12 protein-coding genes are annotated in these 13259 nt (G+C 52.8%); 2 read left to right on the forward strand and 10 right to left on the reverse strand.

Translation table 11 applies throughout. From position 1 onward, the window contains the following. Window positions 1-12 precede the first annotated feature (12 nt). The 4 genes from kdsA to CYQ09_RS11320 form a co-directional block, all read right to left on the reverse strand. Window positions 13-846, reverse strand: coding sequence for a 3-deoxy-8-phosphooctulonate synthase (gene kdsA, locus CYQ09_RS11305; RefSeq protein ID WP_106745531.1), 834 nt, complete (start codon window positions 844-846; stop codon window positions 13-15). Beyond that, window positions 846-2408, reverse strand: coding sequence for a capsule biosynthesis protein (locus tag CYQ09_RS11310; RefSeq protein ID WP_106745532.1), 1563 nt, complete (start codon window positions 2406-2408; stop codon window positions 846-848). Before CYQ09_RS11310 ends, kdsA begins: the two co-directional genes overlap by 1 nt. Next, complete coding sequence (locus CYQ09_RS11315) at window positions 2398-3045, reverse strand: ABC transporter ATP-binding protein (protein ID WP_106358025.1); 648 nt, start codon at window positions 3043-3045, stop codon at window positions 2398-2400. Before CYQ09_RS11315 ends, CYQ09_RS11310 begins: the two co-directional genes overlap by 11 nt. 157 nt (window positions 3046-3202) lie before the next feature. Then, window positions 3203-4486 (reverse strand): Na+/H+ antiporter NhaA, encoded by a 1284-nt coding sequence (locus CYQ09_RS11320; protein WP_106745533.1) that lies wholly within the window; start codon window positions 4484-4486, stop codon window positions 3203-3205. 356 nt (window positions 4487-4842) lie between these two features. Between CYQ09_RS11320 and CYQ09_RS11325 the strand changes: the two genes are divergently transcribed. Together CYQ09_RS11325 and nagB are read left to right on the forward strand one after the other, a co-directional pair. Then, the gene (locus CYQ09_RS11325) at window positions 4843-5235 is read left to right on the forward strand and encodes a RidA family protein (protein WP_106745534.1); all 393 of its coding nucleotides are present in this window, start codon (window positions 4843-4845) and stop codon (window positions 5233-5235) included. Window positions 5236-5256: 21 nt separating this feature from the next. Then, the gene (nagB, locus tag CYQ09_RS11330; RefSeq protein WP_106745535.1) at window positions 5257-6036 is read left to right on the forward strand and encodes a glucosamine-6-phosphate deaminase; all 780 of its coding nucleotides are present in this window, start codon (window positions 5257-5259) and stop codon (window positions 6034-6036) included. Here nagB and CYQ09_RS11335 read toward each other — a convergent pair. From CYQ09_RS11335 to CYQ09_RS11360, 6 genes are all read right to left on the reverse strand, one after another. Continuing rightward, on the reverse strand, window positions 6006-6743 hold the full coding sequence (locus CYQ09_RS11335) for a copper homeostasis protein CutC (protein WP_239495921.1): 738 nt from the start codon (window positions 6741-6743) through the stop codon (window positions 6006-6008). The two genes, nagB and CYQ09_RS11335, sit on opposite strands and share 31 nt — an antisense overlap. Further along, a complete protein-coding gene (locus CYQ09_RS11340) occupies window positions 6740-7936 on the reverse strand; it encodes an MFS transporter (protein WP_106745536.1) in 1197 nt (398 codons plus the stop codon). Before CYQ09_RS11340 ends, CYQ09_RS11335 begins: the two co-directional genes overlap by 4 nt. Before the next feature lie 2 nt (window positions 7937-7938). Next, window positions 7939-9372: a M81 family metallopeptidase gene (locus CYQ09_RS11345; RefSeq protein ID WP_106745537.1), complete on the reverse strand. Its 1434-nt coding sequence runs from the start codon at window positions 9370-9372 to the stop codon at window positions 7939-7941. Window positions 9373-9432: 60 nt separating this feature from the next. Next, window positions 9433-11337, reverse strand: coding sequence for a beta-N-acetylhexosaminidase (locus CYQ09_RS11350; RefSeq protein WP_106745538.1), 1905 nt, complete (start codon window positions 11335-11337; stop codon window positions 9433-9435). 22 nt (window positions 11338-11359) lie between these two features. Then, the gene (locus CYQ09_RS11355; RefSeq protein ID WP_106745539.1) at window positions 11360-12130 is read right to left on the reverse strand and encodes an SDR family oxidoreductase; all 771 of its coding nucleotides are present in this window, start codon (window positions 12128-12130) and stop codon (window positions 11360-11362) included. A gap of 66 nt (window positions 12131-12196) precedes the next feature. After that, window positions 12197-13111, reverse strand: a complete 915-nt coding sequence (locus CYQ09_RS11360) for a MurR/RpiR family transcriptional regulator (RefSeq protein ID WP_106745540.1) — start codon at window positions 13109-13111, stop codon at window positions 12197-12199. Window positions 13112-13259: the final 148 nt, after the last annotated feature.

The raw sequence follows: 13259 nt of genomic DNA on the forward strand, positions 1-13259 counted from the left end.
GGAAAACCCCTATTACACGCGCAGTGGGTCAGCCTTAGCGAGCGCATCAAATCCCATCAGGCTTTTGACGAGGGTATCCATGTTGTCCAGTTGGATCATATTCGGGCCATCAGACGGAGCGTTGTCAGGATCTTCGTGGGTTTCAATAAACACCGCCGCAATCCCAAGCGAAACAGCCGCGCGGGCCATGACCGGCGCGAACTCTCGTTGTCCGCCTGATGAGCCGCCCATGCCGCCGGGTTGTTGCACAGAGTGGGTTGCATCCATCACAACTGGGTAGCCCGTGCGCGCCATCGTTGGCAACGAGCGCATGTCGGCAACCAATGTGTTATATCCAAATGAAGAACCACGTTCCGTCAGCAAAATGCGTTTGTTACCGGTGCTTTCAATTTTGGCGACAACATTGGGCATGTCCCAAGGCGCAAGGAATTGACCCTTTTTGATATTGATAACAGCCCCAGTTTCACCCGCTGCCAACAGCAGGTCGGTTTGCCTGCACAAGAACGCCGGAATTTGCATGATATCGCAAACCCCAGCGACGGTTGCGCAATGTTCGGGCGCGTGAATATCGGTTAGAACGGGGCAGCCGATGCTGTCTTTTACGGATTGCATCACTTTTAGGCCTTCGTCCATGCCAAGGCCGCGTTTGCCGCCCAACGAAGTCCGGTTGGCTTTGTCGTAGCTTCCCTTGAATACGAATTGCGCACCATGACGGGCGCAAACTTCAGCCATGTGGCCTGCAATCATTTGCGCGTGATCTGTGCTTTCAAGCTGGCATGGGCCAGCGATGAGCAAAAGTGGTAGGTCATTGCTAACCGTGAGCGGGCCTATTTCGACGTTATGCATTAAGAGCTTACCTGTTCGCGAAGGATTGAGACAGTGATGGATATGAGCAGATAGATGCCCGAAAAAATAAGGAGGGCAAGCAAGGTGTTTTCGAATGCACGTGGGTAGGTTGCTTGGTCGGGGATGACTGGGTTAACGCTTTGCGATAGGTATCGTACCTGCCTATTGGCTTCGATCCGGGCGGTTTCCATTTGGGTAAGTGCTTGCTGCACCATACTTGTTTGGAAGTTATAGTTTTCTTCGGCGACCCGCAGTTCCGTATTGCGTGCAGCAAGCGACACTGCACCGCTGGACGTGCCTGTTAATTCTTCCCTGAGTTCTGAGATAAGCTGATCAATGTTTGCGATTTGGTCGCGCAATGCCTGAACTTGGATTTCGCTGGGCCGTTCAACGTTCAAACGTGATTGCAGCACGAGCGTCAACTGCTGGCGCTCACTTTCTAACGCGTTGATTTGCCCCATGCGCGCACCGGATTCACTACCGGCGTCGATCTGTTGCATCGATTCTTGGAGTTCGAGCCAGCTTGCAAGCGCTTCGGCGCGGCGTGCTTCGGCGTCTTCATAACTTTGCAGAGCCCCTGTCATTTGATCGACGCGTAAACGACCGGTCAGTTGATCGACCTGTTCTTCCGCGTATCTGATCAAGGCCTCAGAGAAAGCAAAACTTGTATTGGGATCTGCGGCAATGACCTCCATTTTGATGATCCCTTCCGTGGGGTCATAGCTAATGCGGACATGATCAGTATACAGTTTGAATGTTTCTTCGTTGGTCGCATTTTCAGGAAGGCGTTGAATCGAATCGATGCTCTCATCGCTAAAGTGCTCTTTGAACCCATGATCTTGTTCTAATCGTAACATCGCTTCGCGGGACGCGAGGTAGGATTGCACCGCAATACTGTCTTGCTGCGTCGCCATTGACGTACCTTGAAACAGCGTCGAAAGACCCGCCGGGCTTGCCGATTGTGACTGCGCTTGCTGGATCACGACTTCTGATTTGGTGGCGTACATTGGGGTTGCGATCGTATAGAAATACCAACCAACCATGAATGTCGGCAGCAACACAAAGAAGGCAAGCCGCGTAAACATAAGCAGCAGTTTGCGGCGGCGGCGGCGGGCAATATCAACCTGAATTTGACGGATTTCCGCTGCATGTTCGGGGTTCATTTTTAGACCCGCTGAGCCTGCGACCTTGGCTTTGTGCCGCGGGTTTACCTTTTGCGGTAGCTGTATCTGTCCAGGTTGGCCTGCGTTGTTGGCATTTTCAGGCATGACCAATTCGAGCACTGATTTTTGCTGGAATGGGTCAATACCTGCTGCGCGCAACTGCCGTACGGCATCAAATTCAGAGGTAAATGTAAGGCCGCGTTTTTGGGCAACACGACGTGCCATCCGCAATTGACGCGCAGTTAGACGTTCTTTGCTGATCGCATCGTTTTCGGCTGCGATCGCATCTGGGTCTTCTAGATGGTTTTCCGGGTTGTGGTTTTGGTGCTGAACGTTCGTTTCAGATTTGACCCCATCACGACGGATACGAAATCTTTTAACCTTTGGTTTAATAGTCATATGCGGCCTTTGCCTCTTCCAGCGTGTCAAACATATAGAGCTGCCCGTTTCGAAGTACCGCTGCTGTGCGCACAAAACGTTCTAATGTTGCAGCTTGGTGCGACACGATAATCATCGTTGTGGTCTCAAGACGTTCACGTAAAATAGCGCCGGCTTTGCGATTAAATTCCGCATCGGTAGATCCCGGCATACCTTCGTCAATAAGGTATATATCAAAGTCTAATGCAAGCATCAGAGCAAACGAAAAGCGTGCTTTCATACCGGTTGAGTAGACCCCAATAGGCATATCGAAATATTCTTCTAAGCCGCAAAGCCAGCGACAGTACGCTTCGATGTAATCAGGATCCAAACCATAAAGGCGGGCAATGTACCGACAGTTTTCTTTGGCTGTCAGGCTGTTCACAACACCACCCATAAAGCCAAGCGGAAATGACACCCGACAATCTCTGGTGATGCGCCCTTCGTCTGGTTTCTCGAGGCCCGCCATCATGTTGATAAGCGTTGATTTACCTGTGCCGTTTGGTGCAAGGATGCCCAGAGATTTGCCAAGTTCTACCCGAAAGGACACACGATCAAGGATCACCTTGCGTTGGGTGCCTGTCCAAAAGGATTTACTAACTTCTGCAAATTCTAGCATCTTTATCCCACGATTAGCCCGCTGATCGGACCTCCGTATCGTGACCCAGAGTCGTTAATTCTAGGTCACGATTTTAGCGTTACGCCGTACTATCGCAAAAATGAACGATAAATACAGTAACTTCTGTGGGGGCTGCGCCGTTTGGCGCAACGTAGGCTTAGCCGTTTTGTTTTTGTACCTTGGTCAGTTTCCCAGCGACAATAGAAACAATTGCCGCAAAGAAGCTGAACAGTGCACCCATTTTGGCCGCATCTTGCACCGGAATATCACCAAGCATCACCGTGCTGTCAAAGGCAACTGCAGCGATAAACAACGACACCGTAAATCCGATTGCGGAAACACAGCCGATGACAAACAGGTCGATGACACGCATTCCGTCAGGTAATCCAAGTCCCAGCGGACGTGCGGCGAACCACCCAAATAGCATAACCCCCAAGGGTTTACCGATAAGAAGACCGGCTAAAACCAACCACGTTGGCGACCCGATTGATGAAAACTCCACACCGGCGTTGAGTAGTCCAAAGAAGAACAAGACGATCTCAACGGGGTGTTTCAGGAGGTGTTCGATGTGGTTCAGGAGGTCAGTAAGATATTGTTCGGCCTCTGAGAAAATACCAAACGCGCGATCTGCGTGTGGGATGGTCGGAACAATCGGCAGCAGACCCAAGGCAGGGTGAATACCGGCCTGTTGAAAGCCGTACCAGCTTGCACATGCTGCCACGAGGTATGGCCAGAACGATAGTTTGTTACGTACCCAAGTCGAGGTTGGGCGCATTTCATTACCGCGGTCCATACGACGTGGTAGGCGGTTGAACAGGTAAAAGACTGCCAGTGCAGAAAAGACTGAAAGCAGCAGCCACTCTGGAGCAAGTTCGCCGGAAGGATAGAAAATCGCGAGGATAATCAGGCCCGCGGCGTCATCGGCAATTGCCAACAGAAGCAAGAACCGAACAGCCGGGTGACCGGCGCCAAACACAAGGCGACCAACAAGATAGCTGAATGCAATGTCCGTCGCCGTCGGAATAGCCCAGCCATTTGCAACAGCGTTGTATGTTTCTGAACCTAAGAAATATGCGAGACCAAGATAAACTGAAATCGGACCGACCATACCACCAAGCGTCGCAAACAACGGCGTCGCTGCTTTTTTGCCGCGCAAGCTGCCGTTTTGCAGAATAACGGCTTCCCACACTTCTTTGGCTGCGATGGCAAAGAAAAATGCCATTAAGACATCGTTTACAAGGTAATGGAGCGTAAGTGTCCGATAGGTGACTTGACCGTTTTCATCGTAGTGCGGATGCCCAACCCATGAATCGTGGATCAACTCAAAGTCGACGAAATGGTGATAGCTTGTTGCATCAATGTTGGCCCAAATCAGAGCAATCGACGCGCCAATGATCAACAACAGCGAATAGTTGGTTAAAAAGTTCCATACGCGATACATGCTATCCCCCAGTTTATTTAATTCGCAAGTAAAGCAAAGGGGGCGGGTCATCAAGCGAGGCGGGCGTTAACTTGTCGTGAGGGGCGCGATACATGAGTGTAGGTGCCTAAGAACGTGTAGGCGCCCATATATTAGGCGCACGTAAGGCGAAGATCCTACTCAAAATGACGCTGGATTTCTGCACGAAATGGGTGAAATTCTAAAGGTTCGGCATATAATTTCGCCTGTCTTATATTCTTGGAGAATATCTGTGGAATTTCGCTGATTTAGCGAGGTTCGACGCGTGTCGCTGCTTGATTTATGGCCGTCATTTCGGCTAGCCTGATCTCATAAACCCCCTTTATTTGGAGTGACTTATGTCCAATCAGCGCATTATTCGATACGACACAGCCGACACGCAGGCCGGAGGCCAACAGCGTCCCTTTGCGAAGGCCGTTCGCGCGGGGGATTATGTGCATATTTCTGGGCAAGTACCGACCGTTAATGGTGAGGTCGTCACCGGAGGCATTGCTGCGCAAACTGAACAGGTCATTGCAAACATCAAAGACGTACTCGCGCTGGCAAGTTGCGGCATGGAGGACATCGTCAAAGTGAATTGTTGGCTGGATGATGCGCGCGACTTTTCTTCGTTCAACGCGGTGTTTGAAAAACATTTTGGACCGAACCCACCCGCACGTTCGACCGTTGAATCACGTCTGATGGTTGACGCCAAAGTCGAAATTGACGTGTTGGCATGGAAACCGCTTTAATCAAAGGGATGATGTGTTCCGATGAAAGTACTCATTCACCAAACACAAACGACCGCTGCGGATTGCGTGGCGGGGCTTTTTGCTGATCGGCTCACACAAACGCCGGATACGGTTCTTGGGTTGGCAACAGGTGGCACAATGGAAGCCGTTTACGAACGGCTGATCGCCCGCCATCAAGATGGGACTGTGAGTTTTAACCAAGCACAGTCGTTTAATTTGGATGAATATGTTGGGCTGACGCCGGATCATCCTTGTTCTTATTGGCACTACATGCGCGAAAAGCTGTTCAATCATGTGGACCTTGACCCGGATCGTACATTTTTACCGCATGGCGACGCGCCGGATTCCGAAGCCGAAGCCGCCCGATATGAGGCCGCGATTGTTGATGCCGGTGATATCGGTTTGCAGCTTTTGGGGTTGGGGGCGAATGGCCACATTGGTTTTAATGAACCAACTTCAAGCCTTGCCTCGCATACGCGGATCAAAACGCTGACTCGTTCAACCCGACAGGCTAACGCACGCTATTTCGATGCATTTGCTGATGTGCCGCGACTGGCGATAACGATGGGGATTGGCACGATTATGCGTGCTGACGAAATTGTTCTGCTCGCATTTGGTGCGGGCAAGGCTGATGTTGTCGCTCAGATGATTGAAGGGCCTGTTTCCGCGGCATGTCCCGCATCAATTCTGCAAATGCACCGCAAAGTGACCGTGGTTTTGGATGAAGCCGCCGCAAGTGGTTTGGCATTGCGGGCCTATTACGAAGAAGTTCACCCAGAGGTGCGTGATCCTGCGATTTGATCAAGCGCTTTGCGCAGGGCGGTAACGGAGGAAACGTCTGTCGCCCGCGCGTCGGTTGGCTGAAATCCAAAGTCTAAAATTTTTGGGTTCTGCGGTGCAGGGGCATTGATTGAGCAAGAAGCGTGTACTTCTGTCAGGCGGAGGCTTGCTGCGAAATCTGTTATATTTGCCGCGTTGACCCCACCGCCGGGCATGACGGTAATCCCTTTTCTTTTAGCCATTTTCGCCAACCTGTCCAAACCCATACGTGCAGCTTTTGCCCCGCCAGAAGATAGGATTCTTTTGATGCCAAGTTCGGCGCAGGTGTGCATGGCTTCATCAATGTCGGGCGCAAGATCGATTGCGCGATGTAGCGTGATGTCTAATCCGTCCGCCGCTTGAACCAACTGTTCCAGTGTTTCACCGTCCAACCGTCCATCTGGCAAAGATGCGCCAATCACGACCCCTGCAAGTCCCGCCATTCGAACGGCGTGAATTTCAGCAACCAATCCTGCACGTTCTGTAGCCGTCCAAACAAAATCACCGGCCCGCGGCCGGATCATCGCCATCGTGGGTAGCGGGGCATCGCTTGCGATTTTCATCAACCCGGCGGACGGCGTCAGGCCACCAAGGCCAAGTGCAGCACATAATTCGATCCGATTTGCGCCGCCATCGACTGCGGCACAAATGCCTGCGGTGTCGTCTACACAGACTTCTAACGTGATCACGATCGCACCCTTTCTAAGTAAAATAATATGGTCGCGCCCAACAGCCCGCCGATTCCTCCGATGATTGACGCGGTGCCATATCCGCCCAATGATGTCCCAAGTGCAAAAAAACCGGCACCAATAGCTGCGCCTAGAAACATGTTCACCGCAATGAGCGATGCCGATAGTCCGGGGCGGTCTTTAATTAGGTCCAGTAAATAACTAATCGGAAGTGATATGATACCAGCCGCGGAAAACCCGGCAATCAGGCTTGCAAGATATACCTGCCAAGGCGCAGTCGCCCCAGCAATCGCGGCGAGGTAAACGAAATACAGCCCAGCTGAAATTGCCAATGCTGTCGTCAGGTGTATTTTGCGAACGACCCACGTCCAAAAGAAGATAAAAGTTACTTCGAGAAGCGCAACCAATCCCACAAGAAACCCAATATCCGCAGCTACTCCGTTTGCTCGGCCGGTGACGATTAATGGTAAAACCGCTGCATTCACCGAAAGCACCTGCGTGATCAGTGCGACACCGATGATCCGAAGAACGGTACCGGGTGCTAGAACCTTAGCGAGTTCTAAAAGCGCAGGTGTGTGTGTTGGGGGGGATTGTGCGGGGTTTTGGTCTGGCTCAAGCCATAGTAGGATTGTCAAAAGGCATCCGCCCGCAACAACGGCCGCGATAAGATAGGACAGGATCATGCTGTCTTGTTGTGCTAATATCAGGCCAACGATCCCTGGCACGACAACCCACGCAAGCGATACCATCATGCGCATGAGCGCATTCGCGATACTGGCTTCGTCCGGGGCAAAGCTGTTGGTGTGGGCGCGTACATTGCCAAACAACATGGAGTTCGTCGCATGAAAAAGCGCGAGCGGCCCAATTGTTGCAATAACAAACGTCATTGGTGTGGGGTTAAGCCAGATCGCGCCGTAGCCGATGATTCCGAAGGACGCGACAAAGATAAGCGGTCGTCGGTAGCTTTGAAACCTGTCGGACAAATAGCCGCTGGCAATTGCGATCGTGACATGTGCGACAGATGCAATGAACGCCACCGCCGCATATGCGTTATCAGACAGTCCAAGTTCGCGAATACCAATGACTGCTTGATACGGCGATGTCGCACCGCCAGCAAAGCCATATAGGAATATCGCAGCTGCCGACGCGCGCACCACTTTGTGGTCGCGCAGTATCGATATCCATGCGCTCATGATTAGTTTTCAAATCGCGCGGATGCTTGCGGGGTAGGGGCGAAACTGTCTCTTTGCTCGAAAGGTAGCGTTCCTTCTGCCCTGTTGATGTTTACAAGACGGGCGATGTCTTGGTTAACGACACCATCGGTTAGCGCCATCAGGTTAGGGGCTGCAATTAGCGCAAGGTCGGGGGATAGATACCCCGATTTCACCACCAGCAGGCCAAATGACTTTGGGTCCAATCCAAGTCCGTCAAAGTCCGAAATATTGTGATAGGGGCGACGGCGCGCTGCAAGAACCACAGTGGTTCCATCAATTTGCACGACGGCTTGTCGTTCGGCTGTCGTGTTGCCCGGATGTAGGCTGCATATTTTGACTTGGCATGTGACACGACCGCCAGCAGGATCAAGCGAAGCGCCGATGGTAAGTGGTAATGTCGCGCCAATCCCAGCGTCGAAACATGCGTCAACGGCGGGGCGGTCGGTAATTCCCGCGATCAGCGCATTCTGCCAATTGCGGTCAATGAGTGATGAAAGCACATCCGCCCGGTCGCCGACACCACCACCCGTTGGGTTGTCACCACTATCAGCGAGGATCACAGGCTTGGTTGCTGTCTGTGCTGCGATGTCTAACATTTCGTTCAGCGGGCCGGTTGTCGGACCAAAGCGAAATTCGTCGCGGGCGTTCCAAAAGCGATTGGCAATCATGCTGGCAGCGTCTGCGGCGGCAGTACGGTTTGTGGCTGTTACCACCGCGCAGGCTGTTGCGCGGGGTTCATCTGCCCATACATAACCAATCATCAGGTCAGTGCGCCATACGTCAGCGCTTTCAAGGTCAGGTAACGCGGCATACAGCGACTTGGCTGGTTCGTCTTCGGTCGATGAGCGTTCGCCGGGTAATAGATGTGGTACTGCAACGCGCATGACACCCGGGCGCCAACCTGTTTTTAATGCTCTCGTGAGCATCGCAAATGACGCTGTCATGGTTTCTGCGACATCGATATGCGGCGCTGTACGGTAAGCGGCGAAAATGTCGATCTGATCGACGATCCGCTGTGATACGTTGCCATGCAAATCATAGCTGACCGCGATCAGCATATCAGGACCCACTGCGGCGCGGACCGCTGAAATCCAATCGCCTTCGGCATCGAACATGCCATCAACATTCATGGCCCCATGCATTGCAAGATAGACAGCATCAAAGGGTTTTGCGGTTTCAAGGCGTTCCAAAAATTCTGTCTTTAACGCGTCATAGGTGTCACGCGACACGGGCCCACCCGGCACCGCGCGCGCATGCATTAGCGGTACTATTTCGGCTTCGAAATCCTGAAGGAAAGAAAAGTATTCATGCTCGGTCAGGTCGTCGCCACGCATGACGTAAAAGTCTTCGATCTGCATAAGTACAGGAGAATAGGTCGAACATTCGGTGTGAATACCGCCAACAGCGATGCGCATGGGGTGTCCTTTGGGAAGTTGAGGGAGGTTGGCGAGGCCGTGAACCGACCTGACCAGATGTTACAGTTCAGGGTGAAGGCGGACCTGACGCGCAAAACGAAGCCAGTCCTTTTGGTCCTTTTGGGTCCATGCGGCCTCTGCGACTGCGCCAAGGCGCGGAAAGACGAGGTCGTTGAACCACTGTTTGGTGGTGAAGTGTTCGCACCAGATACAGGCCTGAACGCCGCGCATCTTGCTGCGTAAATCGGCGGGAAAGTCGCCTTCGGCTTCGTAGGTATAGCTTTGCTCTGGTGGAACCGGCCCGGCCCATCCCGCGCCATTTTCAAGCCAATCGGCACCCTGCACCATATCAAGATAATATGCTTGTCCGGGGGTCATCACCACATCGTATCCTTGCGCGGCAAGTTTGATCCCGACGGTTGGGTTTTCCCATGCCATCAGCAATGTGTCTTCTGGTGGAACGCCGCCACCATGGGCAATTTCGTTCCAGCCCACCATGACTTTGCCGCGCGCGGTCAGCATTGCTTTTATCTTGCGTAAGAACCAGCTTTGCAGCTCAAACGTGCCTGCTAGACCCTCTTTTGCCATAAGGTCTTGTGCTTTGGGCGATGTCAGCCACGCGTTATTTGCAACTTCGTCGCCACCGATGTGAATGTACTTTGACGGGAATATCGTAGAGATTTCGTCAAATACCTGTTCCAGCACGGTAAAAGTTTCGGGGATGGCCGGGTTGAGTGCGTTATTGAAATACCCCTGCACCGGATAGTAGCTGTTTGCAGGTTCGTCTGGATCCACAAGCGCAGGGAGTGCTGCCAATACTGCAGCGGCGTGGCCCGGGGTTTCGATTTCAGGCATGACGTCGACCCCAAGGCTTTGGGCGTGGGCAACGACGCTGCGCATCTGATCTTGTGTGTAATACCCGTGCCGTTTTTCATAACCGTCGCCAAGCTGGGGTAGCATCGTAGGCACGTCTGCGCCTCGGGTGGCGCCTGTTTGGGTCAGCTCGGGGTAGGCAAGGATTTCTGCGCGCCAGCCTTCGTCATCGGTGAGGTGCCAATGGAAGGTGTTCATCTTGTGCCAGGCTAAAATATCGACGACGCGCAGGACTTCGTCATAGGTCCAGAAATGCCGCGATACATCCAAGTGGCAACCGCGCCAATCATAGCGAGGGGCATCAACGATACTGCCTGTTTGAGGGAATGAAAATGCGTGATCTGTCGATGCACCATGAAGCATTTGCGCTAAGGCAATAAGGCCATATCGTTGACCTGTTTCACCGCCAGCGATGATGGATATCTCATCACCAAAATCGATGTGATAGGCTTCTTCTTCGACCTTTGGGTCGTGCTGAAACCGCAGGCCGCGGCTTCCCAGTGTTGGCGATAGTTGAAATATGCGCTGGGCGGTTGGGAATAAACGCCCGTGCAGCGCATCAATTGAAACGACAAGTCGCCGATCAGCAATCGACATGTTTTCGCTCACATGAAGAATGACAGGTGCATCCCCGGCCGTGGCATCAATTTCATTTGGCCAAGGCAATAGCGCGAAGGGCAGCGTTAATCGTCCTTCGGGAAGGCGCAGCGCAGGTCGCACAGGGGTTTTGCCATCATGCATCAGATCGCCAACGTGGACCGTGGCATGGGTGCCGTCAGCATGGGTCACCCAAGCGGTCTTGGCTGCGTCGTTACGGTGGAACGGCGATCTGTTGATTCCGGTCACCGAAAATGTCCAACTGGCGCCGGGCGCAATGACCGCGTCATCAAGTGGCGTAAATTCGTGATAGTTGGCATCCCGGCGCAAGAACTTTGCCCCCGTCAACAGGTGGGTCGGCATGATCCGGGTGATCGATGTGAGCGAAAGTTTGAAGTCAGTCAGTGGCGTGTCGGACAAATTGGTCAAGCTAACCGTCCAAGTGCCTTCTGGTCCGGGTTCCGGGTGCCAAGTGTTTTCAAGAAAGTAAGTCATCGGGTGTCCTGTTGGCAAAGCGTCAGTAATCGTTTGATTGGCTAAAGGTGCGTGCGAGCGCGGGGATGCCAGCTGTTAATCCGCAATCAACAGGTAGGCAGGTTCCGGTGATGGCCGCAGCAAGAGGGGATGACAAAAAGCCGACCGCTTCGGCGACATCGTTAGGATGCACAATACGCCCAAGCGCGTAATGTTCGGCGGCCTCATCAAATACGTTTGGGTTGGCTTTGGCGCGGTCTTCCCATGCTTGGGTTCTGACCGTGCCAGGGGCGACAGTATTGGCGCGGATGCCATAGCGACCATATTCTACGGCAATTAATTTAGTGAGGTGGATCATGCCTGCCTTGGCGGCGGAATAGGCAGGATGTCCGAAAACACCAATCCCGTTCACCGAAGCGATATTCACGACAGCGCCTCTTGTCGCAATCAGTTGATCGGCCAGCGCACGAAATACGATATACGCCCCATCAAGGTTCAGGCTGCGATCAAACTGCCAGTCATCAAGCGTGGCGGATTGCAGGCTAAGAGCGCGAGATGCCCCCGCGTTATTCACCAGCGTTACCACGTCGCCCAACAACTGGGCCGTTTTTGCCATAGCCGCACAGCTATGGGCATCGGTTATATCGACCTGAAGTGGTTTAAATCCTTCACCCAACTGCTCTGCAGCAGCTTCTGCCGCTGCAAGATCAAGGTCCGCGAGTAGAATGAGATCATGGTCATGTTTCAGTCGCGCAGCGATTGCGCGTCCGATGTCACCCGCGCTTCCGGTGACGATGGCAATGCGTGGTGCCATTTTATCCTCTTATTCGCGGCAAGATGAACCTGACCAGCGCAGCCGCGAAACGCCGATCTGATATGATTAGTCGCCTAAAATTTGACTGTCGTCGCCGCCGTCGCGGTGCTTGACCAATTGTTCTTTGATGCCGCGAAGAATGCGTGTGGATTGCGTGCGGTCTTCGTAGGCGACAAGATTTGCAATAATGTCGATCACAGCCAAAGACGCATAGCGTATTGATGTGGCGCGGAAAATATTCTGACCTTCGGGCAGGTCGACTGAAATCACCACATCGGCGACATCGGCCAGCGGCGAGCCCCCTTGCGTCAACGCAATCGTAGGGATGCCGCGTTCGCGCAGCAGCGAAAAACAACTGATCAGTTCTTGGTTGCGCCCCGAAACAGATGATCCGAACACAACAGTTCCGGCTTGGGCCGCCGCTGAAAGCATCAGGTTCATTCCGTGATCATTTGATGCGGAAATCCGTGCGCCAAGCCGGAAAAGTCGGTTCTGCAATTCATTCACGATCATCGAAGAGTTGCCGCCAGATCCAAAAGCATAAATCATTTCAGCCTTCGCAAGTAGGGCAACAGCGGCGTTGATTTTGTCCAGCTCAATCGTGCGGTGCATTTCATAAAGCGCGTTTTGCGCTTTGGTGACAATGTCCTCGGCAACTTGTTCTGGGGTCGTGGTTACAGATTCGGGCTTAAGATAGCGCAGACCCACATAAGCACTTTTGGCGAGCTGAACCTTGAAGTCAGAAAAAGACGCACAGCCCAGTCTACGGCAGAAACGGGTCACCGTTGGCGGTGACACGCCCGCACGTGTTGCGATGTCTGTGATGGATGCATTGGTCGCATAGTTCACATCTGCAAGGACAGATTCCGCAAGTTTTCGTTCAAGCGCCGATAGTTTGCCATCTTCGTCAGCAAGCGCGACGATAAGGTTGCTGGCCGAGGTCGTTCCGGATGCAAGTGAGAAATCTGATGGTTTCGTCATGTTAGTCCTTGCCGCTGCGCGGCCCCTTCACGATGCTGTCTTTCGCTACCCTGCAAGACAAACATGGTCGGCGTCGAGATCAAATTTTGAGCAAATAAGAAATTCATTTTCTTATTTTGCCCCTAACAGCGCATATCTGTCTGGATTT

This window comes from Yoonia maritima (genome assembly GCF_002933395.1).
Lineage (GTDB): Bacteria > Pseudomonadota > Alphaproteobacteria > Rhodobacterales > Rhodobacteraceae > Yoonia > Yoonia maritima_A.

Bases quoted from the DNA above. Each gene is read 5' to 3' on its own strand.
- kdsA (WP_106745531.1), bottom strand. From the start codon at position 846: ATGCATAACGTCGAAATAGGCCCGCTCACGGTTAGCAATGACCTACCA.
- CYQ09_RS11310 (WP_106745532.1), bottom strand. From the start codon at position 2,408: ATGACTATTAAACCAAAGGTTAAAAGATTTCGTATCCGTCGTGATGGG.
- CYQ09_RS11315 (WP_106358025.1), bottom strand. From the start codon at position 3,045: ATGCTAGAATTTGCAGAAGTTAGTAAATCCTTTTGGACAGGCACCCAA.
- CYQ09_RS11320 (WP_106745533.1), bottom strand. From the start codon at position 4,486: ATGTATCGCGTATGGAACTTTTTAACCAACTATTCGCTGTTGTTGATC.
- CYQ09_RS11325 (WP_106745534.1), top strand. From the start codon at position 4,843: ATGTCCAATCAGCGCATTATTCGATACGACACAGCCGACACGCAGGCC.
- nagB (WP_106745535.1), top strand. From the start codon at position 5,257: ATGAAAGTACTCATTCACCAAACACAAACGACCGCTGCGGATTGCGTG.
- CYQ09_RS11340 (WP_106745536.1), bottom strand. From the start codon at position 7,936: ATGAGCGCATGGATATCGATACTGCGCGACCACAAAGTGGTGCGCGCG.
- CYQ09_RS11345 (WP_106745537.1), bottom strand. From the start codon at position 9,372: ATGCGCATCGCTGTTGGCGGTATTCACACCGAATGTTCGACCTATTCT.
- CYQ09_RS11350 (WP_106745538.1), bottom strand. From the start codon at position 11,337: ATGACTTACTTTCTTGAAAACACTTGGCACCCGGAACCCGGACCAGAA.
- CYQ09_RS11355 (WP_106745539.1), bottom strand. From the start codon at position 12,130: ATGGCACCACGCATTGCCATCGTCACCGGAAGCGCGGGTGACATCGGA.
- CYQ09_RS11360 (WP_106745540.1), bottom strand. From the start codon at position 13,111: ATGACGAAACCATCAGATTTCTCACTTGCATCCGGAACGACCTCGGCC.